We start from the raw sequence: 26,045 nt of genomic DNA, 5'->3' as shown, positions 1-26,045 counted from the left end.
GCCGGCCATCCCGGAAGGAGTCCCGTGACCGAGTCATCGGGCGTGCGCGAGGTCAAGTCCGCGGCCCGCACCGTCGAACTCCTCGAACTTCTCGGCGGCCTGCGGGAGCCCGCGACCCTGCGAGAGCTGTCCGAACGCATGTCGGTGCCGCGCAGCAGCCTGTACGCGCTGCTCCAGACCCTGGTGCACCGCGGATGGGTGCGCACCGACCCCACCGGGTCGCTCTACTCCATCGGCATCCGGGCGCTCCTCGCCGGCACGGCCTACATCGACGCCGATCCCCGGCTCGCGCTCGTGCGTCCCCACCTGGACGCGCTGTCCGAGCGGTTGGGCGAGACCCTGCACTTCGCCCGGCTCGACGGCCCCGACGTCGTCTACCTGGCCACCCGCGAGTCCCGTCACTACCTGCGCCCCTTCAGCCGCGTGGGACGCCGTCTCCCCGCGCACAGCACCTCCCTGGGCAAGGCCCTGCTGGCCGAGCGCTCCGACGAGGAGGTCGACGCGCTCCTGCCCGCCGAACTGGCGGCCCTGACCGAGACCACCGTGACCGACAGGGCGGGCCTGTTCGCCGAGCTGGCCGCGATACGCGGGCGTGGGTACGCGGTCGACAACGGTGAGAACGTCGTCGGGCTGACCTGCCTGGGCGTGGCGCTGCGCTACGACACCCCCGCCATGGACGCGCTGAGCTGCTCCATCCCGACCGCGCGCTGCACCCCCGATCTGCGCGAGCGCGTGCTGGAGGCGCTGATGGAGACGCGGGGCATCCTGGAGGCCACCGGCGCGGCCGCCCTGTCCCCCTTCGCCCGCCCCTGAGCCGGAGGGGCCGGGCGGCCCGGCCCTCAGCTCCGCCGTTTGGCCTCGGCGGCGGACGACCCTTCCATGAGCTTGCCCAGCAGCGCGACCAGGGTGGCGCGCTCCTCGCCCGTGAGCGCCATGGCCCAGGCGCTCTCGCGCCTGTTGTGCGCGACGAACCCCCGTTCGATGGCGTCGCGCCCGGCCCCGGTCAGGCCGATGCGCACCGCGCGACGGTCGTAGTCGGCGCGCTCACGGGTCACCAGCCCGTCCCGGTGTAACGTGTTGACCAGGGAGGAGACCGCCGCCCGGCTCATACCCGACAGTTCGGCCGCGGTCTTGGCCTCCATCGGGCCGGCCAGCCAGAGGACGAACAGGACCCGAAACCCCGGCCACGTCCATCCGCTGGGGCGGTGCACCGATGACTCCAGGTCGTAGACGACCATGCTGGTCACCCGGTGCAGGGTGAGGACCAGTCGCATGGCGTCGAGGTCCACCGAGGGCATCGCGCGCCCGACCCGCTCCACGGCGTAGTCCACGAAGGACCAGAAGGTCAGCCCGTCGGGGATGTCGGTTCCGTGGCTCACGCCGCCCCACCCTAGTCCACCGCGCCTCTTTGGCGGCGGCCCTGCCACGCGGCCGTTGCGCCCGCCCTTTCAGGCCGGACAAATCATGTGACTCACTTCACATAAGCAAGTGGCGCGATACCCTTGGTCGCGTGACCTGGAGCACGTAGCGTCCGATTAATCAAAGGTTTGATCATTGCTCCGGAGGCCCGACCATGGCCAAGAAGCCCTTCGCCTCGTCCGCCGACCTCGACGAGAAGAAACAGACCCTGGAGGTCCTCGCCGACGGCGTCTACGCGCTGACCGCCGAGGGGGACCCCAACATCGGCGCCATCGAGGCGGAGGACTTCCTCATCTGCTTCGAGGCGCTGGCCACCCCCACCGCCGCCCGCGCCTGGCTCGCCCGGCTGCGCGAGCACACCGACAAGCCCATCCGCTACCTGGTGCTCTCCCACTACCACGCCGTGCGCGTCCTGGGCGCCAGCGCCTTCGACGCCGACATCGTCATCGCCCACGAGAAGACCCGCGCCCTCATCGCCGAACGCGGCGAACAGGACTGGAAGAGCGAGTTCGAGCGCATGCCGCGCCTGGCCAAGGACGCCTCCTCCGTCCCGGGACTGACCTGGCCCACCCAGACCTTCGCCGACCGGGTCACCATCGACCTCGGCGGCGACCGTGGCGAACTCGTCCTGGAACACCTCGGCCGCGGCCACACCGAAGGCGACATCGTGGCCTGGCTGCCCCGGCAGCGGATCCTCTTCGCCGGCGACCTCGTCGAAGCCGAGGCCGCGCTCTACACCGGCGACGCCTTCCACCGCGACTGGGCCGGTCCCACCCTGGACCGGGTCGCCGCGCTGGGCGCCGACATGCTCGTGGGCGGGCGCGGCCCGGTGACCCGCGGACGCGCCGCGGTGGACGCCGCCATCGAGCAGACCCGCCACTTCCTGCGGGTCATGCTCCAGGAGGTCGGCGCGGTGCACGCGCGCGGGGGAACGCTGAAGGAGGCGTTCGAGGCCGCCCACGCCGCGCTCGCCGACCGCTACGGCCACTGGCCGATCTTCGAACACTGCCTGCCCTTCGACGTCTCACGCCTGTGGGACGAACTCTCGGGGATCGAACGGCCCGTCATCTGGACGGCCGAACGCGACCGCGAGATCTGGGACCTGCTCCAGGACTGAGAGGGATGCCGGCCATGGCCGACCGTAGAAGCCACGTCCCCGACGATCGCGAACCGGTCCTGGTGCTGGGCGCCGGCCCCGTGGGGCAGACCGCCGCGCTGCTCCTGGCCCGCTGGGGCCTGCCCGTGGTGATCGTGGACGGCCGTCCCGCCCGCGATCCCGTCGGCTCCAAGGCCATCTGCCAGCAACGTGACGTCCTGGACGTCTGGGACACCCTGGGCGCGGGCGCCATCGTCGAGGAGGGGCTGACCTGGGACACGGCACGCACCTTCTACCGCGACGTCGAGCTGTTCGGCATCCGGCTGCGCGACCGGGGCGCCAGCCCCTTGCCCCCATTCGTCAACATCTCCCAGGCCCGCACCGAGGAGATCCTCGACGAGCGGCTGTCGGCCGCCGGGATCGCCGTGCGCTGGGGTCACGAGGTCACCGGCATCGACCAGGACGAGCACGGCGTCGTGGTGGAGTGCGACACCGACGCGGGGCCGGTACGGCTGCGCGGCTCCCACGCGATCGCCTGCCTGGGCGCCCGGGGGCGGGTCGCGCGCGAGGCGCTGGGGGTGGACTTCGCCGGGCACAGCTTCGCCGACCGCTTCCTCATCTGCGACATCCGCGCCGACCTGCCCGGCTGGGAGCGGGAACGGCGCTTCCACTTCGACCCCGACTGGAACCCCGGCCGGCAGGTGCTCATCCATCCCTGCCCCGACTCGGTCTACCGGATCGACTGGCAGGTCCCTCCCGACTTCGACCTGGACGCGGAGGAGAGGTCGGGAGGATTGGACCGCCGCATCCGCCAGATCATCGGCGAGCGGCCCTACGAGGTCGTGTGGCGCTCGTTGTACCGCTTCCACACGCGCCTGGCCGACCGGATGCGGGTGGGCCGGGTGCTGCTGGCCGGCGACTGCGCCCACCTGGTCGCCCCGTTCGGGGCGCGCGGCCTCAACTCCGGCGTCCACGACGCCGAGAACGCCGCCTGGAAACTGGCCTTCGCCGTCAACGGCTGGGGCGGTGCGGAGCTGCTGGAAAGCTACCACCTGGAACGTCACGCCGCCGCGCGCGAGAACGTCGAGATCACCAGCGCGACGATGCGCTTCCTGGTGCCCCATGGCGAACGGGAGCGCAGATGGCGCGAGAGCGTCCTGGAACGCGCGCTGACCGAGCCCTCGGCCCGGGAGCAGGTCGACTCGGGACGGTTGTCCGAGCCCTTCTGGTACACCGCCTCCCCCTTGACCACCGCGCATCCGGAACGCCCCTTCCCCGGCCGCCCCCCGCGCGGGCAGGCCCCCCTCCCCTGCCCCGGGGTCCTGGTACCCGACGCTCCCGTGCGCCTGGCCGGCCAGGACCGTCCCGCCCGGCTGCGCCCGCTGGCCCGCTTCGGACTGACCCTGCTGACCACCGACGCCGCCGGCGCCACCGCGGCCCTGACCGCGGCGCGGGCGGTCACCAGGGCTCCCGTGTCGGCGCTGGTGCTGCCCGAGATCGACCACACCGGCGCGCTGACCAGGGCGCTGGAGGCCCGGCCGGGCGAGGCCTGGCTGTTGCGTCCCGACGCCCACGTCGCCGCCGTGGTCGAGGCCACCGATCCGGCCGCGGTCGCCACCGCCGTGCGCACCGCGCTGGGACGCGGCGGGCCCGGAGTCGTCCCGCCGCGTTCCCCCGAGCCCTTCGGACACCGGATCGCCGGCGGGGAGGAGGCCGCCCCCACCGCCGGATGAGAACCGGCTCCGGCCGGGCCCGCACAGCGACGAACACGCCGACCCGAGGAGAACGTCATGGCCTACTACCGCAGCGTGGGCGAGGTGCCGCGGACCCGGCACACCCAGCACCGCACCCCCGAGGGGGGCCTGTACTACGAGGAGCTGATGGGCGAGGAGGGGTTCTCCTCCGACTCCTCCCTGCTCTACCACCGCCACATCCCCTCCGCGATCGTCGACGCCCGGGTCTGGGAGCCCCCGGACCAGTCCCGCACCCCCAACTCGCCGCTGATCCCGCGCCACCTGCGCCTGCACACCCTGTTCGGTGACGACTGGAAGGACACCGACCCCGTCACCGGCCGCCGACTGGTGCTGGGCAACGACGACGTGCGCATCTCCTATGTCGCCGCGGGGACGGCCTCGGAGCTGTACCGCAACGCGATCGGCGACGAGTGCGTCTACATCGAGTCGGGGGCGGCGACCCTGGAGACCGTGTTCGGCGCGCTGGAGGTGGGCCGGGGCGACTACGCCGTCATCCCCCGCGCCACCACCCACCGCTGGATCCCCTCCGGCGACGAGCCGCTGCGCGCCTACGCGATCGAGGCGTCCGGGCACATCGCCCCGCCCCGGCGCTACCTATCGCGCTACGGCCAGTTCCTGGAACACGCCCCCTACTGCGAGCGCGACCTCCGGGGTCCCGCCGGTCCCTTGGTGGCCGAGGGCGAGGACGTCGACGTGCTCGTCAAGCACCGCGGCCCCGGTCCCGGCGGGATCGCCGGCACCCGCTACACCTACCCCCGTCACCCCTTCGACGTGGTCGGCTGGGACGGGTGCCTGTACCCCTACGCCTTCAACATCGCCGACTACCAGCCCATCACCGGACGGGTGCACCAGCCGCCGCCGGTCCACCAGGTGTTCGAAGGCCCCAACTTCGTCATCTGCAACTTCGTGCCGCGCAAGGTGGATTACCACCCGCTGTCGATTCCGGTGCCCTACTACCACTCCAACGTCGACTCCGACGAGGTCATGTTCTACTGCGGCGGCGACTACGAGGCGCGCAAGGGCTCGGGGATCGGCCAGGGCTCGGTCTCGCTGCATCCGGGCGGGCACTCCCACGGGCCCCAGCCCGGCGCCTATGAGCGCAGCGTCGGCGTGGAGGCCTTCGACGAACTGGCCGTCATGGTGGACACCTTCCGCCCACTGGACCTGGGCGAGGGCGGGCTGACCGCCGAGGACCCGGGCTACGCCTGGACCTGGTCGGGGCGGGGACCGCGGCCGTGAGCGCCGTCGCGGAGCTGGTGGGCGCGCTGTTCGACGACGCCGCGCTGTTCCCGCCCGGCCTGGCGCCCATGGAGGTGGCGGTACCCGCCCACCGCGGGTACCGCCACGGACCGCTGGCCCCGTTCGTGGGACCGTTCCTGGTGGCCGACACCGCGCTGCCCCGGCTGGCGCCCGTCCTGGCCGGCGAGGACGACGCCGAGCCGTTGCGCATCGGGGTGACCGTGCCCGGCGGTGCCGACGCGGTCGGGCCCGCGGTCTCCTCCGCCGTCGCGCTGGCCGGCGTCAGGCTGGTGGCCGTGGAGGCGGCCGTGGCGCCCGGCGACCCCCCGGTGGCCGGGACACGGCGCACGGTCGAGGCGCTGGCGCGTCACCTGCCCGACGGTGTCACCGGTTACGTCGAGGTTCCACGCGCGGGTGATGCCCGTGCGTCACTGGCCGTCGTCGCCGAGGCCGGGCTGCGGGCCAAGTACCGCACCGGCGGCGTACGCGCCGACGCCTTTCCCGCCGAAGAGGAGCTGGCGGTGTTCGTGCGCGCCGCCGTGGACCTCGCCGTCCCGTTCAAGTGCACGGCCGGCCTGCACCACGCGGTGCGCCACACCGCGGCCGACACGGGGTTCCAGCACCACGGATTCCTCAACGTGCTGCTGGCCGTCCACGCCGCCCTCAACGGCGCCTCGCCCGAGCGGATCGCCGGCGTGCTGGCCGTGCGCGACGGGCGGCGCCTGGCCGCCGAGGCCGGCGCGCTGGGGACGTCCGCGGCGCGCGCGATACGCGCCGGATTCGTCTCCTACGGCACGTGCAGCGTCACCGAGCCCCTGTCGGACCTGGCCGACCTGGGCCTTCTCCCCCGTTTCTCCCGCGTCTGAGCCCGGGGCCGTCCCGGGCCGTGTTCCACGGATTGGAAGAGAGGATTCCTTGCCCGCCAGTTGGCTCGACATCGCCCCCGATTCCCCGTTCGGCATCGCCACCCTGCCCTACGGGGTCTTCGGCACCGAGAGCACGCCCGCGCCACGTGTCGGCGTGGCGATCGGCGACCACGTGCTCGACGTCGCCGCGACCGCCCGGGCCCTCGGGTCCTCCCTGGAGGGTCTGCTGACGGGTCCCACGCTCAACCCGCTCCTCGCGGCCGGGCCCGCGGCCTGGCGTGACGTGCGCGACGCCGTCACCACGTGGTTGACCGACGCCACGCTGGCCGACCGGGTCCGGCCGCACCTGCACGACCGGGCGTCGGCGCGGCTGTACCTGCCCTTCGAGGTCGCCGACTACGTCGACTTCTACTCGTGCGAACACCACGCCGCCAACGTCGGCCGGATCTTCCGGCCGGGCCAGCCGCCGCTGACACCGAACTGGAGGCACCTGCCGATCGGCTACCACGGCCGGGCCGGCACCGTGGTCGTCTCCGGGACCGACGTGGTGCGCCCCTCGGGGCAGCGTAAGGGGCCACACGACCAGTCGCCGGTGTTCGGGCCGTCGACGCGTCTGGACATCGAGGCCGAGGTGGGTTTCGTCGTGGGGGTCCCCACCGAGCCGGGAACGCGGGTGCGGGTGGCGGACTTCGCCGACCACGTCTTCGGGGCGTTCCTGCTCAACGACTGGTCGGCGCGTGATCTACAGGCGTGGGAGTACGTGCCGCTCGGCCCGTTCCTGGGCAAGTCGTTCGCCACCTCGGTCTCGCCGTGGGTGGTCCCGCTGGCGGCCCTGGCGGAGGCCCGCGTGGCCCCGCCGGCCCGCGACCCCGAGCCCCTGCCCTACCTGCGTGACGTCGAGGACGACCCCTGGGGGCTGGACCTGCGCCTGGAGGTGCGCCTCAACGGGCACCTCGTGGCGCGCCCCCCGTTCGCGCAGATGTATTGGACCCCCGCCCAGCAGCTCGCCCACCTGACCGTCAACGGAGCGCGGCTGCGCACCGGCGATATCTACGCCTCGGGGACGGTGAGCGGACCCGAGCGCGACCAGCGCGGCTCCCTGCTGGAGCTGGCCTGGAACGGCGAGGAGCCGTTGCGGCTCCCCGATGGGGGCGAGCGCTCGTTCCTGGCCGACGGCGACAGGGTGAGCATCACCGCGACGGCGCCCGGCCCCCAGGGGAGCGTGATCGGGTTCGGCGAGGTCACCGGCCGTATCCTGCCCGCGCGCGGCTGAGACGGCCGCACGCTCGACGCCGCGGCCCCTTCCCCCTCGATGGGAAGGGGCCGCGGCGTCACTTCTCCTCTTCACCGTGGTCCTGCGCTGTCCCGTCGTCCTTCCTCGTGCGCGGGCGGCCCCGGCGCGGGATCGCCCCCGCGTCCCGGGGCAGCCGGCCCGCGTCGGACAGGGCGCGGCGGAGCAGGAACTCGATCTGGGCGTTGGTGCTGCGCAGCTCGTCGCCGGCCCAGCGCGCCAGTGCGTCGTGGACCGCGGGATCGAGCCGTAACAGGATCTTCTTCCGCTCGGCCAAGGTGATCGAACCGCCTGTTTACTGGTACAGCGACCCTGTGTTGACGACCGGGTTGGTGGGCCGGTCCGAGCACAGGACGACGAGCAGGTTGCTGACCATGGCGGCCTTGCGCTCCTCGTCCAATTCCACCACGGACTCCTCCGCCAGCCGCTGCAAGGCCAGGTCCACCATGCCCACCGCGCCCTCGACGATGCGCTGGCGGGCGGCGACGACCGCGTTGGCCTGCTGACGCTGGAGCATGGCCTGGGCGATCTCCGACGCGTAGGCCAGGTGGGTGAAACGCGACTCGATGATGCGGACGCCGGCCGACTCCACCCGCTCGGAGATCTCGCGGGACAGCCGTTCGGTGATCTCGTCGGCGTTGTCGCGCAGCGAGAGCTTGCCGGGCTCGTGGGCGTCGTAGGGATAGTTGTTGGCGATGTGCCGCACGGCCGTCTCGGCCTGGATGCTGACGAACTCGACGAAGTCGTCCACCTCGAACACGGCGCGGGCGGTGTCGTCGACCTGCCAGACCACGACCGCGGCGATCTCGATCGGGCTGCCGTCGAGGTCGTTGACCTTCATGACGCTGGTCTCGTGGTTGCGGATGCGGGTGGAGACCCGCTGGCGCGTGGTCACGGGGTTGACCCAGCGCAGTCCGTCGGTGCGCACGGTCCCGGTGTAGCGGCCGAGGAACTGGATCACGCGGGCCTCGTTGGGGCTGACGATCGTCAACCCGCAGGCGAGGAGCAGGCCGGCCAGGATCAGGACCACGCCGACGACGACGGCCACCGCCGGGCCCGTCAGCCCCCACACCCCCACTGCCGCGCCTCCCACCACCAGCACCAGGGCGACCAGCACCATCGGGATGCCGGGCAGGTTGAGCGCGGCCCGTTCGCGTACTTGGGGGGTGGGCATCTGCACCGCCATCGCGGTGGGGTCGGTGTTCATCGTCGTCTCCCTCATCGTCCGTATCGGATGTCTTCAGACTAGCATTGTGATATCACTTTTTAAAACGGACGGAGGTGACCCGCCCCTTCGTCGCCCCGCGGCAACGGCCGCGACGACCACCCGGAGGCACCATGACGCCCCTGACTTCCCCGCTTCCCCCGCCCACCGCGCCCCTGCGTCTGCGCCCGCCCCGCCACCGGGTCGAGCACCGCGCGATCGGCTGGTGGGCGCTGCGCTCCCTGCTGGGGGGCGGATCCGTCACCGCCCTCGCGGTCGCCACGGTGCTGCTGGCCGGCCCCCTCACCGGACCGGTACGGCCCTGGCTGTGGCCGGCCGTGGGATTGATCGCCGCGCTCGCCCTGGCCCACCTGCTCGTCGTCCCCCTGTGGCGGTACCGGGTGCACCGCTGGGAGACCACCGACGACGCCGTCTACACCCGCGCGGGCTGGCTGTGGCAGGAATCGCGGGTCGCGCCGATGTCACGCGTCCAGACCGTGGACACCACGCGGGGCCCGTTGCAGCGCCTCTTCGGCCTGGCCGGTGTGACCGTGACGACGGCCTCGGCGGCGGGCCCTCTCGTCATCACCGGGCTGGACCACGAGCGGGCGCGCGCGCTGGTCACCCGGCTCACCGAGTCCGCCCTCACCACTCCCGGAGACGCCACGTGAACACCCCAATCCCCGAAATCCCCCGGTCCGCCGTCCCCACCGCCGTCGCCGCCTCCGGCTGGCGACGGCTCAGTCCACGCAGCGCCGCCGTCACCACCGTCGCCCTGGCGGTCTTCGCCGGACTGCCCTGCCTGGTGACCGGTGCCGTCCTCGCCGTGACCGGGACGCTCGTGGCCGCCGCGATCGTGGCGGGCTGCGGAGTCCTGACCGTCGCCGGCGTCGCCACCGTCGAATGGCTGAGGGTGGCCGCCACCCGCTACCGGGTCACCGACGAACGGGTGGAACGGCGGGTGCGCCTGTTCGGCGAGACACACCGCTCGATCCCCCGCGACCGGATCCGCAGCGTCGACGTCAGCGCCGACGTGGTGGCGCGGCTGCTCGGCCTGGCCCGGGTGACCGTGGGCACCGGGCAGGGGGACGGCGAGACGCTGTGTCTGGCGTCGGTCACCACGGCCGAGGCCGCGGTGCTGCGCAGGGAGCTGCTGGCACGCGGTGTGGACCCCGCGGAGGGACGCGAGGAGCCGAACGACGCGATCACCCGGTTGGACCCGCGCTGGTTCGGCTACGTCCCGTTCGCCGCGTGGACGCCCGCGTTGGGCCTGGGCGTGTTCGGCGGCCTGTACTCGGTGCTGGGCTGGTTCGGCGACGACGTGGCGAACGGGGTCGCCCTGTGGGTGTGGGCGGAGCTGCGCGGCGCCCCCGCGCTCGGGGCCGTCGTGGCCCTGGGCTCGGTGCTGGCCACCGGCGTTCTCACCGGCCTGGCCGTCTCGGTGGAGCGCTGGTGGGGTTACCGGCTGGACCGGGAGGGGGGCCGGACCCTGCGGATGCGGCGCGGGCTGCTCACCACCACGTCGATCTCGTTGGAGGAGGAGCGGCTGCGCGGCGTCGAGCTGGTCGCGACCGTGCCCGCGCGCTGGACCGGCGCGGCGCGGGTCCGTGCGGTGGCGACCGGTCTGGCCCGCAGCGGTTCCCAGGACAAGGGCGATCCGAGCCAGCTCACCCCCGACCTGCCCCTGGCCGAGGCCCAGCGCGTGGCCGCCGCGGTGTTGCGGGAGGAGCGCTCACCGCTCGCCGCGGCCCGGTGGACCGCCCACCCCCGGGCGGCGCTGCGCCGCCGCCTGTCCAGGGCGCTGCTGGCGTGCGCCGTGGTGGCCGTCGTGGCCGCCGCCGTCAGTGCCCTTGTGGCCGCGCTCCCCGACCTCGCCTGGACCGTGGTGCTGCTCGCCCTCCCACCGGCCCTGTTGTACGCGGCCGGCCTGTACCGCCGGCTCGGACACGCGCTGCACGGCCCCTACCTGCTGGTGCGATCGGGCTGGTTGCGTCACCGCGCGGTGGCGCTGCGCCGTGACGGGGTGATCGGCTGGCGGATCACCCGCTCACCGTTGCAGCGGACCGCGGGATTGGCCACCATCGGCGCGACCACGGCCGCGGGCAAGGGGGTGTACCGGGCGCCGGATGTCGACCTGACCGAGGGGCTCGGATTCGCCGATGCCGCCGTTCCGGGGCTGCTCACCCCGTTCCTGGAACGCGGGTGAGCAGCCCCCATGATCTGGAGCGCGGCCGGGTCCGGCCGGTCAGCGGCGCGGGTCCAACCGGCCGGACCCACCTCCCAGACGGTCGTGGCCGTGGGTGAGCGCCGCCTCGACGATGGGATAGATGTCGAACACCTGCTCCATGGCCAGCGCGTCCAGCGTGCGCCGGGCCGGTCCCGAGGGTTCCGCCAGCACCATGTGACGGCCGGCCCGGGTCAGGATGCGATAGACCGCCATCAGCGTGCGCACGCCGCTGGCGTCGAAGAAACGCACCCGGGACAGGTCGACGACCAGGCAGGCGCATCCCTCGCGGGAGGCCGCGGCGAGAAGGCGCTCGCCCAGGTCACCTGCGGTGGCGAGGTCGATCTCGCCGTGGACCTCGACCACCACCGCGTCACCACACGGAAAGCGCTCCTGGTCTCTTCCGAACACACCGCAACTCCTCCTCACCCCCCGTCCGGCCCCTCCCCCTCCATCACCGATCGTAGGCGAGAGGCCCTTTCCCGCGGGGTGAAATCACCTGATTCGCGACTGGGGTGACCCAGGAGGCGCGTGGAAGACCACTGACGGCCACCACGCGCGCCCCTCACGCCGCCGCCATCCAGGGGATAGCCGCCGCCTATCGATCCTCGGCGGCACCGAGCAGGACCCCGCGAAACGCCGCGGCCCCGGGCGAGAGCCGGCCCCGTCGGGTCACCAGCCAGATGCCCAGGTGAGCCGGTGGATCCAGGCCGACCACGGCGAGCCCCGCCATGCGGGCCGGCCGTGCCCACGCCTCGGCCAGCAGCGCCACGCCCGCGCCCTCCACGACCAACGGGATGATCGCCTCGCGGTGGTGGGCCTCGACGGAGATCCGCACCTCCACTCCCGCGTCGCGGTAACCGTCGACGAGCGCGCGCATGCGGCTGCCCGGAGGTCCGGCGACCACGGACAGGCCCGCCAGATCGGCCGGGCGGACCCGGCCGCGGCCGGCGAGCGGGTGCGTGGCCGGGACGACGAGGACGAACTCCTGGGCCCCCAGCTCGTGTACGGCCAACCCCGGGTCCCCGGGCGGACCGTCATCACCGAGCAGGCCCAGCTCGGCGGCGCCGGTGCGGACCGCCTCCACCACCTCCCCGGGCAGGTCCGCGGCCCGAATCACGACCTCGACCCCCGGGTGGAGGCGCGCGAACGCGGCGACCGCCGAACTGAGCGGCGCGACCGCCGGCGAGGGCATCGAGACCACCTCCACCCGCCCCGATCGCAGGCGGCGCACCGACTCGACCACCGCCCGGGTCGCCGCGAGGCCGCGCAGCACCTCGCGCGCCGGTTCGACCATGGCGTGACCGGCCTCGGTCAACACCACCCGGCGGCCCACCCGGTGGAACAGTGGGGTGCCCAGGTCGCGCTCCAGCGCCCGAACGGCCTGCGACAGCGAGGGTTGGGCCAGGTGCAGCGCCCTTGCCGCGCGGTTGAACCCGCCCTCGTCGACGATCGCGAGGAAGTAGGCGAGCTGACGGGCGTCCATGGCCACGCCTCCCGGGCGACGGAACCGATAGGGCGAACCTATCAACGCGGTAGAAAAGTGGTCTTGGACCGCGGCGCGGACAGCAGTGCAGGGTGAGCCCGAGGATGCCGACGAGCCGGAGGAGGCGCGCCATGGGAGACGACGCCGTGGGGCAAAGCGCGCCCCGGGGACGCACCGACGTCGAGGCGGCCCTCCTCGGCCACGCCACCTACCGCAGCCTGGGAGAGCAGCGCCTCACCCCGGCCGAGGAGCGGTTCGAGAAGGCCCGGCGCACCCTCGGCCTCGTTCTCGCCCCGCTCCTGGCCATCGGGTTCTGGCTGCTGCCCCTGGACCTGCCCGACGCCCAACAGACCCTCGGAGCGGTCCTGCTCGGCGTCATCGTGCTGTGGGTGACCGAACCGGTGCCGATCCCCATCGGCGGGCTCATCGGCGTGGCCTGTGTGGTGATCGCCGGGGTCCTCCCCGCCGACGACGTCCTCGCCCCCTTCGGCTCCTCCACCGTGTTCACCTTCATCGGCGCCTTCATCCTCGCGCAGGCGATGATGAAACACGGGTTGACCAGGCGGTTCGCCTTCCGCATCCTGTCGCTTCCCGGCGTCGGGGCGACGACCACGCGGGTGGTGTGCGCCTTCGGCGTCATCACCGCGCTGCTGTCGGCGTTCGTCTCCAACACCGCCACTGTTGCGATGCTGCTGCCCACCGCCCTGGGCATCCTCACCGTCATCGCCAAACTCCTCCAGGCGCGCGGCCTGGTGCCCGAGGACTTCGATCCGCTGCGGCTGCGCGTGGGGACCGCGCTGATGTTGATGCTGGCCTACGGCGCGAGCGTCGGCGGGCTGCTGACGCCCGTGGGCACCCCGCCCAACCTCATCGGGCGGGGCCTGATCGAGGAGGCCACCGGCGAGCGCATCTCCTTCGCCCAGTGGGTGGCGACCGCGGCGCCGATCTGCCTGACGATGTTCCTGGCCCTCGCGGTGATCCTGCTGCTGATCAACCGGCCCGAGATCAGACGGCTGGAGGGTGTGCAGGAGTACGTGCAGGCCGAGCGGGCGGCGATGGGGCCGATGTCACGGGCCGAGAAGAACACCCTCGTGGCGTTCGCGGTCACCGTCACCCTGTGGATCCTGCCGGGCGTGGTCGCCCTGGCCTTCGGCACCGATTCCACGCTGTACGCCACGGTCAGCGACCGGCTGGACGAGGGGATCGTGGCCGTCCTGGGCGCCTCCCTGCTGTTCCTGCTCCCGGTACGGTGGAGGGACCGGGAGTTCACGCTGACCTGGAGCGAGGCCGCGCGCATCGACTGGGGCACGGTCCTGCTGTTCGGCACCGGCATCATCTTCGGCTCGCTGCTGGACGCGACCGGGCTGGCCGGCACCATCGGCGCGTCCTCCGCCGCGGCCCTGGGACTGGGCAGCGCCATGGCGATCACCGCGTTCGCGATCGTGCTGGCCATCGTGATCTCCGAGACGACGAGCAACACCGCCGCGGCGGCGGTCGTCGTGCCGATCATCATCCCGATCGCGACGGCGGCGGGCGTCGATCCGCTCCTGCCCGCGTTGGCCGCGACGTTCGCGGCCTCCTTCGGGTTCATGCTGCCGGTCTCCACCCCGCAGAACGCGGTCGTCTACGGTTCGGGCCTGGTTCCCATCACCCGGATGATCCGTTCGGGGGTGTCCTTCGACGTGATCGGCGGGATCCTCATCCTGCTCCTCCTGCCGATCATGGTGGGCATCACCGGTATCGGGACCTGAGCGGCGGGGAGCGGGCCGGTAGCCCGGCGGCCCTGCCCGTGACGGGGCCGTGGCTCGCGGCCGACGGTTGCGCGCTTCAGCGCGGTGCGCCGCGACCGCTCAACCGCAGCAGGAGGGCCGCAACGCGGCCATGACCCTGTCGAGGCACGTGGCGATGTCCTCGCCCTCCAGCGAGTCCGCGGTCCGGGCGAGGGCGGCCTGCAGGCAGGCGAAGGCGGCCCCGACCACGGCGCGCAGCACGGGTTCGTCGGCCGTCCTCCCGTTCGCCGAGGAGCGGGCGACCAGCGCTTCGAGGAGACGCTGCTGGAGACAGTCCATCTTCTGCAGATAGGCGGCCAGGAGGGTCGGGCTGGCCTCGATGAACCGGTGGACCGCCGCGACCCGTTCGCGGTGGCCGGCGTCCGCGCACTGTTCGACCACGACGTCGAACACGCGCCGCAGCGAATCCCACGGCGCCTCTTCCGAGGGGCGGCCGGCGAGGCGGGCGAGGAAGTCGTCGCTCTGCCGCTCGAAGCTGTCGAGCGCGGCGTCCTCCTTCGAGGCGAAGTAGCGGAAGAAGGTGCGCTGCGACATGCCGACGGACTCGGCGATGTCGTCCACGGTCGTGGCGTCGAACCCCTTGACCGCGAAGAGCTCCTCGGCGGCCTGGGCGATCTTCGATCGCACGGCACGCCGTGACACCTCTCGTAGCCCGTTCGTATTGGCCATATCGGTCATGTTAGCAACCGACTGTTTTGACAGTGACTGACAGATATGTCGTACCCTGCTGGAGGTGTCCCGGCATGTCCTGTAGTACGCGCCACCAGGTGCGACGCCCCCGGGACAGTGCGCACCAGCGCGCGTACGCCCCCTCCCACGTTCTCCTCGGAAAGGCGTCGAATGACCGTCGACCAACGTCCCGCGGACCAGGCCGCGACCGGACGAGGGCCCGCATCCGACGATGCGCTGCCACGTCAGGTGAAGGTCGTCCTCGGCCTGCTCCTCGTGGCCTCCTTCGTCGTGATCCTCAACGAGACCATCATGAGCGTGGCCCTGCCGCGCCTGATGGTCGAGTTGGAGATCACGGCCGCGACCGCCCAGTGGCTGACCACCGGGTTCCTGCTCACCATGGCGGTCGTCATCCCGACAACCGGGTTGATCCTCCAGCGCTTCACCACGCGCTCGGTGTTCATCACCGCGATGTCCCTGTTCACCGTGGGCACCCTGCTCGCCGCGCTCGCACCGGGTTTCGGCGTCCTCCTGGCGGGGCGGGTCATCCAGGCGAGCGGCACCGCCGTGATGCTGCCGTTGATGACGACCATGGTCCTCAACTTCGTCCCGGCCTCGCGTCGCGGTCGGACCATGGGCCTGATCACGGTCGTCATCGCCGTGGCCCCGGCCGTGGGGCCCACCTTCTCCGGTCTCATCCTGTCCGCCCTCAGCTGGCGGTGGCTCTTCCTGGTCGTCCTGCCCATCGCGCTGTTGAGCCTGGCCCTCGGCGCGGCGCTGGTGAAGAACATCACCGTCCCCAAGCGGGTCCGCTTCGACGTGCTCTCCATCGTGCTGTCCGCGCTGGCCTTCGGCGGGCTGATCTACGGTCTGAGCAGCATCGGGGAGTCCACGCAGGGGCACGCCCCGATCCCCCCGCTCATCCCCATCGGCGTCGGCGTCGCCGCGCTGGCGCTCTTCGTGCTGCGGCAGCTGCGGCTCCAGCGTGACGATGCGGCCCTGCTCGATCTGCGCCCGTTCCGCTCGCGGGCGTTCGTCCTCGGTGTCGTCGTGCTGCTGGTGTCGATGGGCGCCCTCTTCGGCACCCTGGTCCTGCTGCCGATCTACCTGCAAAACGTCCTGGGTCTGACCACGTTGCAGACCGGGCTCATGCTCCTGCCCGGCGGTCTGACCATGGGGTTGATCGCCCCGGTGATCGGGCGCCTGTTCGACCGGGTGGGTCCCCGCCCGCTCGTCATCCCCGGGACGTTCGTCGTCGCCGGAGCGCTGGGGTTGATGACCCTCCTGGACGAGTCCTCGCCGATCGCCCTGGTGCTGACGATCCACGTGTCGCTGAACATCGGTCTGGGGTTCGTCATGACCCCGTTGATGACGTCGGCGCTCGGCTCGCTCGAAAGGTCGCTGTACTCCCACGGCAGCGCGATCGTCAACACGCTCCAGCAGCTCGCCGGAGCCGCCGGCACGGCGCTGTTCATCACCATCATGACCACCGGTACCGCCGCCGGCCTCACCGCCGGCCTCGATCAGGTGGCGGCGCAGGCCTCGGGCATCCACACCGCGTTCCTGTGGGGCGCCGGACTCGCCCTCGTGGCCGCGGCGGCGTCGTTCCTGGTCAGGCGGCCGTCCGGCAGCACCGAGGGGATGCCGGCCGGGCACTGACGGGGGCCATGACCTCGGGACGCACGAGTGCTCCCCGGCGCGGGGTGGACCCCGCGCCGGGGATTTCCGCTTCCCCGACGGCGGGCCTCGGAAGGACCGGCCCGAAGGCCCCTCCTCAGGGACGGATTCAGCGCTGCCGTTCGGACAGATCCCGGCCGAGGGTCCCCCACGAAGACCACGACGGGCATCGGCGGGCCGCCGTAGAGACCGGTCCGCGCCGGCGGGTCGTCGGAGACCCGCCATGCCCAGGTCAGCGGTTCCCGGCTCCCGATCCGCGCGGTGGTCTCCAGAACCCCGCCCGGGGCGGCGGCCGTATCGATCGATCCCGGACGCCCAGGGCGGGGGGCCTGGCGGTATCCTCCCTCCCCTGGGCCGCGCCGGCGTGTGAAGGTGGAACACCCCCCCATCGTCGGCGTTCCTGGTGTCCGGAGGCAGAACTACGGAGGCGGATGATGGGCGACGGTCCCGCGCAGGGGCGGATCCAGTGGGACATCCTCGGCGACACCGCCTGGATCACCATCGACAACCCGCGCAAGCGCAACGCCATGGACGCCCACATGTGGCGACAGGTCCCCGAGGCGCTGACCGCGATCGAGGCCGACGAACGAGTCCGCGTCGTCGTCCTCGCCGGAGCCGGCGGAACCTTCTGCGCGGGAGCCGACATCTCCGACCTCCAAGCCATCGGGCCCACCGTCACCGACGATCCAGGTCAGAATCTGCCGGTACGCGCCGAAACCGCGCTGCTGGACTGCCCCCTCCCCACGATCGCGCTGATCGAGGGCCACTGCGTCGGCGGCGGCTGCCAGCTCGCCGCGGCCTGCGACATCAGGATCGCCACGCCCTCGGCCCGGTTCGGCATCACCCCGGCGAAGCTCGGCCTGGTCTACCCGCCTTCCAGCATCCAGCGGCTCGTCGAGATCGTCGGCCCGTCCGCGGCCAAACTGCTGCTCTTCTCCGGCGAGATCCTCGACGCCGAGCGCGCCCACCACATGCGCCTGGTCGACGAGATCACCGAGGACGCCCACGCGCGGGTCGCCTCCCTCGCCGCGACCATGGCGAGCCGCTCCGCCCTGAGCGTCGCCGCCTCGAAGGAACTCGTCGACATGGCGCGGCGCGGGGAGGGGCTTGACGGACGCGCACGCCACTGGCAGCGGCTGGCCGCCACCAGCGGTGAGGCCGCGGAGGGGGTCCGGGCGTTTCTGGAGCGGCGGGCACCGACGTTCCCCTACCGCCACGACGGCCGGCCTCCCACGCCGGAGCGGACGGCCGCCGGGTGAGGGCCACCGGGCGGACACCGGCCCGGATGCCTCCCTCCCGGCACGCCCGCGCGTCCCGCCCCCGGCGGGACGGAGAACGACGCCATGGCGACGCTTCTGCGCACACCGCGGAGGACACTGCGCGCCTTCACCGAGAACGACGTGGACTCCCTCGTCGCCCTCGACGGCGACCCCGAGGTCATGCGTTTCGTCAATGGGGGACGCCCCACCTCCCGATCGGCGGTGTGCGAGGAGGTTCTGCCACGGCTGTTGCGCCGCCACCCCCGTACCGGGCTTCCGGGCTACGGGGCCGCCGAGGACCGGCGCACCGGCGCGTTCCTCGGCTGGTTCGAGTTCCATCCGCTCGACGACGCCGATCCGACCGTGGTGGAACTGGGCTACCGGCTACGTAGGTCGGCGTGGGGACGCGGCCTGGCCACCGAAGGGGCCAGGTCACCGGTGCGCGCGGGTTTCACCGACTTGCGGGTGCGCGGGGTGACGGCGTCGACGATGGTCGTCAACACCCGGTCCCGCCGGGTGCTGGAGAAGACGGGGTTGCGGCAGGTCCGCGTCGTCTTCGAGGACTGGCCCGACCCCATCGACGGTGCCGAACACGGCGACGTCGAATACGCCCTGACGCGATCGGAGTGGGAGGAGTCCTCGGGGCCGGCCGGGAGGGGGTGACCGGCCGGAAGGGCGTCTGGTTCTCGCCACTCGAAACGCGCCCGTTCGATCGGTGAAGACCGCGACGTCGCGTTCGGCGGAAGCCGCCGTCTCGATCAGGGCTTCGATGAGGGGGCGCGCCGGAGCCGCCCCGTGGGACCGGCGGCCGGCAGAACGGCCGAGGGCGTGCCCGGCCGGCCGTGACGGCCCCAGGCACGGCCCCTGTCCCGCTCCCCTCGAGTGGTGCGCCGCCCGTGGCCGCGCCCGGACGTGAGGGAGATCCGGGCTGCCGCCGGCACGTTCGAGGAGATCCGACGAGGGTCCCCCTGTCGAGGGGTTCCTCCAGCCGGTCGGGGCGCCAAAGGCCGGCCGCGCTTGTTCCCGAGGCACATCAGGCCGGGCGGGACCACGCCGCGCCGGCGAGGAGGCGCGCCCGGGTCCCGGCGCGGCCCGTCAGGTCGACGGTCTCACCGGCACGCCCGCGCGGCTCCGCCGCACACGGCGGGGACACGCGGCGCCGGTCGCGGGCCGAGCACCCCGCTCGGCCGACGATCGGGACCGAGCCGTATGTATGGACGCGGTCACCATCCCGCGCGGCGACGTCGGATGGACAGGCGAGCAACCGGTGCACCGCCGAACGAACCGGTCCGGGTTCGCGGACGGCCGCGCTGAACGGAGCCGCCCTGGCCGCCGAGCGCGCCGGGCGGCGGCGCATCGTTTACGGAGGGCCCCGGGGTCCGGCGCTCCGGACCCCGGGACGGGCGCCACCCGCCGGTCAGGGCCGCCAGGAGCGGTCGTAGTCCGGGTGGTCCTCGTAGGTCAGGGAGAGCAGCCGCACCACGGTCTCCAGCGTCTCCTCCTCCTCGGGGGCCTCGTGCAGACCCGTCTCCTCGGCGACGGCCTCGGCGTACATCTCCACGATGCGCCGTTTGGCCTCGACGTCGCGCAGCGCGCGGACGTCGGCTCCCCGTCCCGGGGCGCGGGGCCAGTCCTGGGGCGGCACGGCGAGGTCGTGGTCACCGGGGATGGGAACCATCTGCTGCTGGGCGGCCCGTTCGTCCTCGGCCAGGCGGCGTAGCAGGAAGTCCACCAGGTCGGCCAGGTCGGTCGGCACTACGGTCGCCCTCCTTCGCGGGTTGTGGCAGGCCCGCCGCGCGCGCCGTTGGACCGGCCGCTTCGGCGGACGCCGTTCGCTTTCGGCTACCCGGGCCCTCCACGCGCCAAACCCGGGCCCGCGGGTCACAGCCCGTAGGTCTCCAGCAGGCGCAGCCACACCTCGCTGACGGTCGGGAAGGACGGCACCGCGTGCCACAGCCGTTCCAAGGGAACCTCGCCGACGACGGCGACGGTCGCCGCGTGGATGAGCTCCCCCACGCCCGGGCCCACCAGCGTGCAGCCGACGACGACGCGCCTGCGCTCGTCCACGACCATGCGGGCGTGCCCGCGGTAACCGTCGGCGTACAGCGTCGCCCCGGCGACCGAGCCGAGGTCGTAGTCGACGGCGCGGACGTCCATGCCGGCGGCGCGGGCGGCCTCCTCGGTGAGGCCCACCGCGGCCACCTCGGGCTCGGTGAACACGACCTGGGGCACCGCCCGGTGGTCGGCGGTGGCCGACCAGCGGCTCCACGGCGCGGGGTCCGCGGCCTCGCCCCGGGCGCGCGCGGCGATCGCGTCACCGCAGGCCCGCGCCTGGTACTTGCCCATGTGGGTGAGCAGGGCGCGGCCGTTGACGTCGCCGACGGCGTAGAGCCAGCCGCCCTCCACTCCGTCCACCCGGCAGTCGTCGCCGACCTCGATGGGCGCGGAGGGATCCAGGCCGACCGTCTCCAAGCCGACCCCGCCGGTGGCGGGACGCCGCCCCGTGGCGACGAGCAGCTGCGCCGCGGTGACGCTGGCCTCGCCCTCGGGGGTGGTGTAGCCGACGGTGACCTGTCCGGCGTCGTCCCGGACGGCCTCTCGCACCTCGGCGCGGGTGACGACGTCGAGCCCGGCCTCCTCCATGGCGCGCCGCACGTGCTCGCCGGCGAACGGTTCGTTGCGGGCCAGCAGACGCTCGCCGCGGACCAGCAGACGCACCCGCGCGCCCAGGGAGCGCCAGGCCCAGGCGAGCTCGCAGGCGACGACGCCTCCACCGATGACGACCAGGCTCTCGGGGACCTTCTCCGCCTCGGTGGCCTCGCGGCTGGTCCAGGGCCGCGTCTCGGCGAGGCCGGCGATGTCGGGCAGCACCGGCACCGATCCGGTGCACAGCGCGACGGCGTGCCGGGCGGTCAGGACGGTACGGGCTCCGGTGGGGTCCTCGACCTCGACCCTGCGCGGCCCGGTCAGGCGTCCCCGTCCGCGCACCAGGTCGATTCCCGCGCCCCGCAGCCAGTCCACCTGCCCGGTGTCGACGCGCCCCGAGACGAACCCGTCGCGGCGGCGCAGCACCTCCCCGGCGTCGAGGACCCCGGTGACGGCCTGACGCGCGCCGGCGACGCCACGGGCGGCGTCGAGGGCCGCGGCCGGGCGCAGCAGCGCCTTGCTGGGGATGCAGGCCCAGTAGGAGCATTCGCCGCCGACGAGTTCCTTCTCGACCACGGCCACGCTCAGCCCACCGCGTTTCACGCGGTCGGCGACGTTCTCTCCGGTCGGCCCGGCTCCGACGACCACCACGTCGTAGGCGCGTTCGTCCATGGGTTCCTCCCCTTCCCACGGCCCGCCGCGTCCGGGCGGCGGACCCGCGCCCGTGCTGGGCGCGGCCCCGACGATACGCAGTGCGGACCGTCACGGGAATCCCGGCACACCGGGCACCGCGCGCCTCGCCGGCGGATCACCGCGCCGGGTGGCAGCCCGTTCGAGAGTCCAGGGCCTGAATCCACTGCACCGCGACGGCGGCGACCTGGACGAGCTCGGCGCGCAGCGCGCGCGGATCGCGTTCGGCGAGCGCCTCCGCCGTCTCCTCGGCGAGCAGACCCGCCCAGGTGGTGGGGTCCCGGTCAAAAACCGCGCGCACGGCGGCCAGCACCGGAGCGGCGGCACCGGTACCGTCCTGTAGCCCGTGCTGAACGCCCCACAGACGCTGCTGAGCGCGGCGCTCGGCCGCCACATCGGCCAGAACGGCTGCCAAAGCACCCGGGACGCCCGCGTCGCCGAGGACGCCCGCGTCCGCGGACGTGCCCGGCGGGGGCGTGTCCCTGCCCGGCCAGGCGTGCAGACCGAAGGGGCGTCCGTCGAGGTAGGCCCGGATCGCCTGGGCGCAATAGGGGACGACGTCGCCGGGGAGGCGGTGGGCCGGCAGCCACACCGGTTCGCCGTGCTTGGCGGGCTCGGCGTTGCGGGGTTCGCCCTGCCAGGTCCGGCAGGCGAAGAAGACCTGGAGACGGCCGCCGTCCTCTCCGCTGTGGCACAGGTGGGCGAACTCCAGGTGACGCGGATCGACCACGATGCCGAGTTCCTCGGCGGCCTCGCGGACGGCGCACTCCGGCAGGGTCTCCCCGGCTTCGAGATGGCCGGCCGCCGAGGCGTGCAGCATCCCGTCGCAGTAGCCGGTGGCCCGGCGGCGGACCAGCAGGACGCGCCCGTGGCGGTCGAATAGCAGCAGGTGGGCGCCGACGACGCTCGCGTGGCGCCCGCGTCGGGCGCTGCTCTGCCCTCCGGGTGGTGCTATGTTCCCTCCGTCGGCTGGCCGGCCGGTCGATGATGCCACGCCGGCCCGCCCCTCCGCGGGCTTTTCCCGATCTCGTCTCGCGGCCCGGAACGGACGGGGCGCCCGGTTTGCGTCCGGACGGCCCGGATAGCCGACGCCGAAAAGGAGGGATCTCGCAACGAGGAGAGGAGCGGCCATGAGCGTCGCGGAACAGATGCTACGCAGCCACCCCGACGAGCGGGACGAGGCGAACCGGGACAGGGTGCTGGAGTGCGTCGAGGCGTGCCTGGCGTGCGCGCAGGCGTGTACCGCGTGCGCCGACGCCTGCCTGGGCGAGGAGGAACTGGACCGGCTTCGGGAGTGCGTCCGCACCGACCTGGACTGCGCCGACCAGTGCGCGGCCACCGGCCGCATCCTGACCCGCCGGACCGGCGGTGACACCAGGCTGGTCCGCGCCGTGCTGGAGGCGTGCGCGCAGGCGTGCGCCTCCTGCGCCGAGGAGTGCGAGCGGCACGCCTCCCACCACGAGCACTGTCGCGTGTGCGCGCAGGCGTGCCGACGTTGCGAGCGCGCCTGCCGGGAGCTGCTCGCCACGCTGTGAGAGGGGCCCGTACCGGGCCTCGTCCCTGGCGTAGACCGGACGGGGGCCGGAGCGGCCTCGGCCGCTCCGGCCCCCGTCGGTGCGCCCGGTGCGTCTCAGCCCCGCCGGTCCCCCTTGGGACGTGCCGGCTGCGCGGGCACGCCGTGCGGCGGCGCGGCCGCCGGTGGACGGTCACTCGCCTCGCCGACGGCCGAACCCCCACTGGGCGCGGGCGGGGCCTCGGGCAGGTTCTGCTGGTCCCCCTGTGATGGAACGGCCCCCTCCTCCAGGGAGGACAGGCGCTGCCTGAGCATCTCCAGCACCGGGGTGCGCGCGCCATGCGCCTCCTCGTAGGCGATGAGGTCGCGCATCTGCTCCTGGGTCAGCGAGCGGACGCGGTGCTGCAACGTGCCGAGCGGCAGGTGCTCGTAGTCCGGGATCACCAGGTCGGTCCTGTTCACCTCGGCCATCGGATCTCTCCTTCCTCGTCGTCCCACGGTCGTCTCGGCGCTGGTCCGGGCGCCTACCCGGCGCTGCGGGGCAGCAAACCGGAGCGGCCGCGGACCAGGTTGCCGCGACACCGGTCGTTGTCTTGCGCCCGGATCGGGCAGGGGAGGGGTGACAACGGACGGACACGAGAACGTGGAGGAGAACCGATGACCACCGCACAGAGCGAACACGACCTGGTGAGCGTGATCATCTCCGACCACCGCGAGGTGGAGCGGGTGTTCACCGAACTGGAGAGCGGGACGGGCTCGCCCGAGCACCGAAAGCGGCTGGTGGAGCACGTCATCACCGAGCTGGTGCGGCACTCCGTGGCCGAGGAGCAGTACATGTACCCCGCGGCGCGCAAGGCGCTGCCCGACGGGGACGAGATCGCCGATCACGAACTCCAGGAGCACGCCGAGGCCGAACGGGTGATGAAGGAGCTGGACGGGCTGGCCCCCGGTGACGCCCGCTTCGACGAGCTGCTGGGCGAGCTGATGGCCGACATCCGGCACCACATCGCCGACGAGGAGAGGGACCTGCTGCCGCGGTTGCAGAGCGCCTGCTCCGCCGAGGAGCTGCGCGACCTCGGCGAGAAGGTGCTGCGAGCCAAGGAGAGCGCGCCCACCCGGCCACACCCCTCGGCCCCCGACCAGCCCCCGGCGAACCGGATCCTCGATCCGGGCGCGGGCATGATCGACCGACTGCGCGACAAGCTGACCGGCCGGGCGCACTGATCCGCGTCACCGCGCCCCTCCCCACGGGGCGCGGTGCGCGATGGCGCTCGACCGGGAAGGGGCCGTGGGGGGCGGGGTGGCCCGCGGCCGGCGATCGCCCCGGTCGCCGCGGCGAGTCGTAAGAACGGGCAACGAGGGATGCCGCCCGCTCGGCCCCGTTCTGACGGCATCGTCGGCTACGGGGCCGCGCCCGGGCGGAGGGCGCGTGGGCGGGGCGCCCGACCTGCCGATGACGGGAAGAGCGCCATCCGGCCCAGAAGGTCACGGACACGTGCCCCGTCTCGGCGGCCGCCCCGCACGTCGTCTACCGGAAGGGCACCCCGGCGCGGCGGCGCAGGTCCCCGGCCGCACCAGCCACCGGCCCCGCTAATGAGCGCTTCGTCCGCTTCGACGGTCGAACCGGCTTCGTGGCCACGGGCGGCAGCGGTGCCGGCCACTGGGAGGGCGACCTGATCGCGGGCACCGGCTCCCGCCCGGCCATCGGCCCCTGGCCGAGCGCGCCGCCGGTACGTGATACCGGTCCACCTTCCGGTCACAGCGCCGCGGCCGTGCGCGATGCCCTGGTGGACACCGCGAAGACGCTGCCGACCCGACTGAAGCGCTCGCCGACCTGGGATCAGGACCCGGAGATGGCCGCCCACACGGCGTTCACCCTGGCCAGCGCCATCCCGGTGTTCTTCCGCGATCCGGCGGGCCCCTGGCAGCGCGGCTCGAACGAGAACACGAACGGGTTGCTGCGCCGGTCCTTCCTCAAGGGCAGCGACCTGTCGGTGCACTCACGCGAGAACCTGGAGACCGTAGCCGCCGAACCCAACTCACGGCCACGCGAGGCGCTCGGCCGGGAAACCTCGGCCGAGCGCCTCGCCAAGCTCCTGGACACACAGCAACCGGCAGCGGTGTTGCAACGCCCCCGGAATTCGCCCACCACCGGGCCGTCCGCGTTGTTCGACGGAACCGGCCGAGCAGCCGGAGCGGCGGGCCCCCGGTTCGGCCACGCCACCGCGGCCTGCGCCGACGGCTTGGTACGGTGCGTGGAGCGCGCCGCCCGGGGAGCCACGGCGGTGCCCGAGTGGAGGGGCCGGCCGACGATGCAGGCGTCAGAGGTTTCGCGTGCGGTGGCCGCGGCCATGTCGATCGCCTCGTCACTCGGCCTGGCGGTCGACGACGCGATCGTCCTTCATGACTCGAACAGGCTCACCCTGCGTCTGCTGCCCTGTGACGTCCTGGCCCGGGTGGCGCTCGTAGCTCATCAGGTCGCGCGGTTCGAAGTCGAGCTCGCCCAGCGGCTCGCCGAGTCCGGGTGCCCCGTGGCCGCTCTGGATCCCCGAGTGGAGCCACGGGTCTACGAGCGCGCCGGCTTCGTGGTCACGTTGTGGGTCTACTACCCGCCCGTACCGTCCCAAGGGGTCTCACCAGCCGACTACGCCGACGCGTTGGAGCGGCTGCACGCCGGCATGCGCGAGCTCGATGTCCCGACGCCGCGGTTCACGGACCGGGTCGAGCAGGCCCAACGGCTCGTGGCGGACCACGAGCGCACTCCGGCGCTCTCCGAGCCGGACCGGGAGCTGCTCGGCGGCACGTTGGAAAGCCTGAAACGGGCGATCGGCGAGCGCGGCGGCGCCGAGCAGCCGCTGCACGGCGAACCGCACCCGGGTAACGTGCTCACCACGGGGAACGGGCTGCTGTTCATAGACCTTGAGACGTGTTGCCGTGGCCCCGTCGAATTCGACCTCGCCCACGCGCCCGAAGAAGTCGGCCGGCGCTATCCGGGTGTCGACCACGACCTGCTGCGCGCCTGCCGGATCCTCGTGCCGGCGATGATCACGACGTGGCGCTGGGACCGAGACGACCGGCTCCCGGACGGGCGCCGGCTGGGGACGGAGTGGCTCGGCCGGATCCGGGCAGCGCTCGGCCCCAACAGCCTGGACCTCCACGGCTGACCGCAGGCTTCGGGGGTTGTGGCCGGTCGGTCGTCGCTGCCGGGTCCCACCGTGCTCC

25 protein-coding genes and 1 pseudogene are annotated in these 26,045 nt (G+C 73.2%); 16 read left to right on the top strand and 10 right to left on the bottom strand.

Features of this window, described 5'->3' with window-relative positions:
* Positions 1-24 precede the first annotated feature (24 nt).
* Positions 25-813 carry an IclR family transcriptional regulator gene (locus tag ACYVHU_RS19950; RefSeq protein ID WP_078759546.1) on the top strand — a complete coding sequence of 263 codons (789 nt, stop codon included), beginning with the start codon at positions 25-27 and terminating at the stop codon, positions 811-813.
* Between the two features lie 26 nt (positions 814-839).
* On the opposite strand, the gene ACYVHU_RS19945 is transcribed toward ACYVHU_RS19950, so the two are convergent.
* Positions 840-1,379 carry a MarR family winged helix-turn-helix transcriptional regulator gene (locus ACYVHU_RS19945; RefSeq protein ID WP_498949226.1) on the bottom strand — a complete coding sequence of 180 codons (540 nt, stop codon included), beginning with the start codon at positions 1,377-1,379 and terminating at the stop codon, positions 840-842.
* 194 nt (positions 1,380-1,573) lie between these two features.
* Here ACYVHU_RS19945 and ACYVHU_RS19940 point away from each other — a divergent pair, with 194 nt between their 5' ends.
* From ACYVHU_RS19940 to fahA, 5 genes are read left to right on the top strand one after another with little or no spacing between them, the layout of a single operon-like run.
* Positions 1,574-2,536, top strand: a complete 963-nt coding sequence (locus ACYVHU_RS19940; RefSeq protein ID WP_078759548.1) for an MBL fold metallo-hydrolase — start codon at positions 1,574-1,576, stop codon at positions 2,534-2,536.
* A gap of 14 nt (positions 2,537-2,550) precedes the next feature.
* Complete coding sequence (locus ACYVHU_RS19935) at positions 2,551-4,248, top strand: FAD-dependent monooxygenase (protein ID WP_498949223.1); 1,698 nt, start codon at positions 2,551-2,553, stop codon at positions 4,246-4,248.
* A 57-nt stretch (positions 4,249-4,305) separates the two neighbouring features.
* On the top strand, positions 4,306-5,508 hold the full coding sequence (locus tag ACYVHU_RS19930; RefSeq protein ID WP_078759549.1) for a homogentisate 1,2-dioxygenase: 1,203 nt from the start codon (positions 4,306-4,308) through the stop codon (positions 5,506-5,508).
* Positions 5,505-6,374: a hypothetical protein gene (locus ACYVHU_RS19925; RefSeq protein WP_498949221.1), complete on the top strand. Its 870-nt coding sequence runs from the start codon at positions 5,505-5,507 to the stop codon at positions 6,372-6,374. The genes ACYVHU_RS19930 and ACYVHU_RS19925 overlap by 4 nt, the downstream gene beginning before the upstream one ends.
* Before the next feature lie 49 nt (positions 6,375-6,423).
* Positions 6,424-7,647 carry a fumarylacetoacetase gene (gene fahA, locus ACYVHU_RS19920; protein WP_432941122.1) on the top strand — a complete coding sequence of 408 codons (1,224 nt, stop codon included), beginning with the start codon at positions 6,424-6,426 and terminating at the stop codon, positions 7,645-7,647.
* A gap of 58 nt (positions 7,648-7,705) precedes the next feature.
* On the opposite strand, the gene ACYVHU_RS19915 is transcribed toward fahA, so the two are convergent.
* Both ACYVHU_RS19915 and ACYVHU_RS19910 read right to left on the bottom strand, forming a co-directional pair.
* Complete coding sequence (locus ACYVHU_RS19915) at positions 7,706-7,942, bottom strand: type II toxin-antitoxin system antitoxin (RefSeq protein WP_078759552.1); 237 nt, start codon at positions 7,940-7,942, stop codon at positions 7,706-7,708.
* A gap of 18 nt (positions 7,943-7,960) precedes the next feature.
* Positions 7,961-8,872: an SPFH domain-containing protein gene (locus ACYVHU_RS19910; RefSeq protein WP_498949219.1), complete on the bottom strand. Its 912-nt coding sequence runs from the start codon at positions 8,870-8,872 to the stop codon at positions 7,961-7,963.
* 131 nt (positions 8,873-9,003) lie between these two features.
* Between ACYVHU_RS19910 and ACYVHU_RS19905 the strand changes: the two genes are divergently transcribed.
* Both ACYVHU_RS19905 and ACYVHU_RS19900 read left to right on the top strand, forming a co-directional pair.
* Complete coding sequence (locus tag ACYVHU_RS19905) at positions 9,004-9,540, top strand: PH domain-containing protein (protein WP_498949217.1); 537 nt, start codon at positions 9,004-9,006, stop codon at positions 9,538-9,540.
* Entirely contained in the window at positions 9,537-11,075 is a 1,539-nt protein-coding gene (locus ACYVHU_RS19900) for a PH domain-containing protein (protein WP_498949216.1), read from the top strand. Before ACYVHU_RS19905 ends, ACYVHU_RS19900 begins: the two co-directional genes overlap by 4 nt.
* Before the next feature lie 39 nt (positions 11,076-11,114).
* On the opposite strand, the gene ACYVHU_RS19895 is transcribed toward ACYVHU_RS19900, so the two are convergent.
* Entirely contained in the window at positions 11,115-11,504 is a 390-nt protein-coding gene (locus tag ACYVHU_RS19895) for an STAS domain-containing protein (protein ID WP_078759556.1), read from the bottom strand.
* A 187-nt stretch (positions 11,505-11,691) separates the two neighbouring features.
* Positions 11,692-12,579, bottom strand: a complete 888-nt coding sequence (locus ACYVHU_RS19890) for a LysR family transcriptional regulator (RefSeq protein ID WP_498949215.1) — start codon at positions 12,577-12,579, stop codon at positions 11,692-11,694.
* A 131-nt stretch (positions 12,580-12,710) separates the two neighbouring features.
* Here ACYVHU_RS19890 and ACYVHU_RS19885 point away from each other — a divergent pair, with 131 nt between their 5' ends.
* Complete coding sequence (locus ACYVHU_RS19885; protein WP_432941137.1) at positions 12,711-14,330, top strand: SLC13 family permease; 1,620 nt, start codon at positions 12,711-12,713, stop codon at positions 14,328-14,330.
* 99 nt (positions 14,331-14,429) lie between these two features.
* On the opposite strand, the gene ACYVHU_RS19880 is transcribed toward ACYVHU_RS19885, so the two are convergent.
* On the bottom strand, positions 14,430-15,038 hold the full coding sequence (locus tag ACYVHU_RS19880) for a TetR family transcriptional regulator (RefSeq protein ID WP_159457180.1): 609 nt from the start codon (positions 15,036-15,038) through the stop codon (positions 14,430-14,432).
* A 171-nt stretch (positions 15,039-15,209) separates the two neighbouring features.
* Here ACYVHU_RS19880 and ACYVHU_RS19875 point away from each other — a divergent pair, with 171 nt between their 5' ends.
* The 3 genes from ACYVHU_RS19875 to ACYVHU_RS19865 all read left to right on the top strand — a co-directional run bounded on the left by ACYVHU_RS19875 (position 15,210) and on the right by ACYVHU_RS19865 (position 18,637).
* Positions 15,210-16,697 (top strand): MDR family MFS transporter, encoded by a 1,488-nt coding sequence (locus ACYVHU_RS19875; protein ID WP_078759560.1) that lies wholly within the window; start codon positions 15,210-15,212, stop codon positions 16,695-16,697.
* Between the two features lie 449 nt (positions 16,698-17,146).
* On the top strand, positions 17,147-17,974 hold the full coding sequence (locus ACYVHU_RS19870; RefSeq protein WP_235000592.1) for an enoyl-CoA hydratase/isomerase family protein: 828 nt from the start codon (positions 17,147-17,149) through the stop codon (positions 17,972-17,974).
* 84 nt (positions 17,975-18,058) lie between these two features.
* A complete protein-coding gene (locus ACYVHU_RS19865) occupies positions 18,059-18,637 on the top strand; it encodes a GNAT family N-acetyltransferase (RefSeq protein ID WP_432941142.1) in 579 nt (192 codons plus the stop codon).
* A gap of 754 nt (positions 18,638-19,391) precedes the next feature.
* Here ACYVHU_RS19865 and ACYVHU_RS19860 read toward each other — a convergent pair.
* From ACYVHU_RS19860 to ACYVHU_RS19850, 3 genes are all read right to left on the bottom strand, one after another.
* A complete protein-coding gene (locus tag ACYVHU_RS19860) occupies positions 19,392-19,730 on the bottom strand; it encodes a DUF6221 family protein (protein WP_078759562.1) in 339 nt (112 codons plus the stop codon).
* A 125-nt stretch (positions 19,731-19,855) separates the two neighbouring features.
* Entirely contained in the window at positions 19,856-21,292 is a 1,437-nt protein-coding gene (locus ACYVHU_RS19855; RefSeq protein WP_078759563.1) for a dihydrolipoyl dehydrogenase family protein, read from the bottom strand.
* 136 nt (positions 21,293-21,428) lie between these two features.
* The gene (locus ACYVHU_RS19850; RefSeq protein WP_498949212.1) at positions 21,429-22,304 is read right to left on the bottom strand and encodes an NUDIX hydrolase; all 876 of its coding nucleotides are present in this window, start codon (positions 22,302-22,304) and stop codon (positions 21,429-21,431) included.
* A 136-nt stretch (positions 22,305-22,440) separates the two neighbouring features.
* On the opposite strand from ACYVHU_RS19850, the gene ACYVHU_RS19845 reads away from it, so the two are divergent.
* Positions 22,441-22,845 carry a four-helix bundle copper-binding protein gene (locus ACYVHU_RS19845; RefSeq protein ID WP_078759565.1) on the top strand — a complete coding sequence of 135 codons (405 nt, stop codon included), beginning with the start codon at positions 22,441-22,443 and terminating at the stop codon, positions 22,843-22,845.
* 95 nt (positions 22,846-22,940) lie between these two features.
* Here ACYVHU_RS19845 and ACYVHU_RS19840 read toward each other — a convergent pair whose 3' ends face one another.
* Positions 22,941-23,294: a DUF8129 domain-containing protein gene (locus ACYVHU_RS19840; protein WP_078759566.1), complete on the bottom strand. Its 354-nt coding sequence runs from the start codon at positions 23,292-23,294 to the stop codon at positions 22,941-22,943.
* A 186-nt stretch (positions 23,295-23,480) separates the two neighbouring features.
* Between ACYVHU_RS19840 and ACYVHU_RS19835 the strand changes: the two genes are divergently transcribed.
* The 3 genes and pseudogenes from ACYVHU_RS19835 to ACYVHU_RS19825 all read left to right on the top strand — a co-directional run bounded on the left by ACYVHU_RS19835 (position 23,481) and on the right by ACYVHU_RS19825 (position 25,987).
* On the top strand, positions 23,481-24,047 hold the full coding sequence (locus ACYVHU_RS19835) for a hemerythrin domain-containing protein (protein ID WP_078759567.1): 567 nt from the start codon (positions 23,481-23,483) through the stop codon (positions 24,045-24,047).
* A 431-nt stretch (positions 24,048-24,478) separates the two neighbouring features.
* Positions 24,479-24,922 (top strand): annotated as a pseudogene (locus tag ACYVHU_RS19830) (IS30 family transposase); the annotation flags it as partial.
* Between the two features lie 213 nt (positions 24,923-25,135).
* Positions 25,136-25,987, top strand: a complete 852-nt coding sequence (locus tag ACYVHU_RS19825; protein WP_498949282.1) for a phosphotransferase enzyme family protein — start codon at positions 25,136-25,138, stop codon at positions 25,985-25,987.
* Positions 25,988-26,045 lie beyond the last annotated feature (58 nt).

The sequence above is a fragment of the Marinactinospora endophytica genome, from assembly GCF_054780875.1.
Note: the sequence above shows the minus strand (reverse complement) of the source record. Positions and strands in the feature narration are given on the sequence as shown.

What these genes read in the sequence shown, in the direction of transcription:
- ACYVHU_RS19940 (WP_078759548.1), top strand. Translation starts at nt 1,574, where the DNA reads ATGGCCAAGAAGCCCTTCGCCTCGTCCGCCGACCTCGACGAGAAGAAA.
- ACYVHU_RS19935 (WP_498949223.1), top strand. Translation starts at nt 2,551, where the DNA reads ATGGCCGACCGTAGAAGCCACGTCCCCGACGATCGCGAACCGGTCCTG.
- ACYVHU_RS19930 (WP_078759549.1), top strand. Translation starts at nt 4,306, where the DNA reads ATGGCCTACTACCGCAGCGTGGGCGAGGTGCCGCGGACCCGGCACACC.
- ACYVHU_RS19910 (WP_498949219.1), bottom strand. Translation starts at nt 8,872, where the DNA reads ATGAACACCGACCCCACCGCGATGGCGGTGCAGATGCCCACCCCCCAA.
- ACYVHU_RS19905 (WP_498949217.1), top strand. Translation starts at nt 9,004, where the DNA reads ATGACGCCCCTGACTTCCCCGCTTCCCCCGCCCACCGCGCCCCTGCGT.
- ACYVHU_RS19890 (WP_498949215.1), bottom strand. Translation starts at nt 12,579, where the DNA reads ATGGACGCCCGTCAGCTCGCCTACTTCCTCGCGATCGTCGACGAGGGC.
- ACYVHU_RS19885 (WP_432941137.1), top strand. Translation starts at nt 12,711, where the DNA reads ATGGGAGACGACGCCGTGGGGCAAAGCGCGCCCCGGGGACGCACCGAC.
- ACYVHU_RS19880 (WP_159457180.1), bottom strand. Translation starts at nt 15,038, where the DNA reads ATGGCCAATACGAACGGGCTACGAGAGGTGTCACGGCGTGCCGTGCGA.
- ACYVHU_RS19875 (WP_078759560.1), top strand. Translation starts at nt 15,210, where the DNA reads ATGACCGTCGACCAACGTCCCGCGGACCAGGCCGCGACCGGACGAGGG.
- ACYVHU_RS19870 (WP_235000592.1), top strand. Translation starts at nt 17,147, where the DNA reads ATGATGGGCGACGGTCCCGCGCAGGGGCGGATCCAGTGGGACATCCTC.
- ACYVHU_RS19865 (WP_432941142.1), top strand. Translation starts at nt 18,059, where the DNA reads ATGGCGACGCTTCTGCGCACACCGCGGAGGACACTGCGCGCCTTCACC.
- ACYVHU_RS19855 (WP_078759563.1), bottom strand. Translation starts at nt 21,292, where the DNA reads ATGGACGAACGCGCCTACGACGTGGTGGTCGTCGGAGCCGGGCCGACC.
- ACYVHU_RS19845 (WP_078759565.1), top strand. Translation starts at nt 22,441, where the DNA reads ATGAGCGTCGCGGAACAGATGCTACGCAGCCACCCCGACGAGCGGGAC.
- ACYVHU_RS19840 (WP_078759566.1), bottom strand. Translation starts at nt 23,294, where the DNA reads ATGGCCGAGGTGAACAGGACCGACCTGGTGATCCCGGACTACGAGCAC.
- ACYVHU_RS19835 (WP_078759567.1), top strand. Translation starts at nt 23,481, where the DNA reads ATGACCACCGCACAGAGCGAACACGACCTGGTGAGCGTGATCATCTCC.
- ACYVHU_RS19825 (WP_498949282.1), top strand. Translation starts at nt 25,136, where the DNA reads ATGCAGGCGTCAGAGGTTTCGCGTGCGGTGGCCGCGGCCATGTCGATC.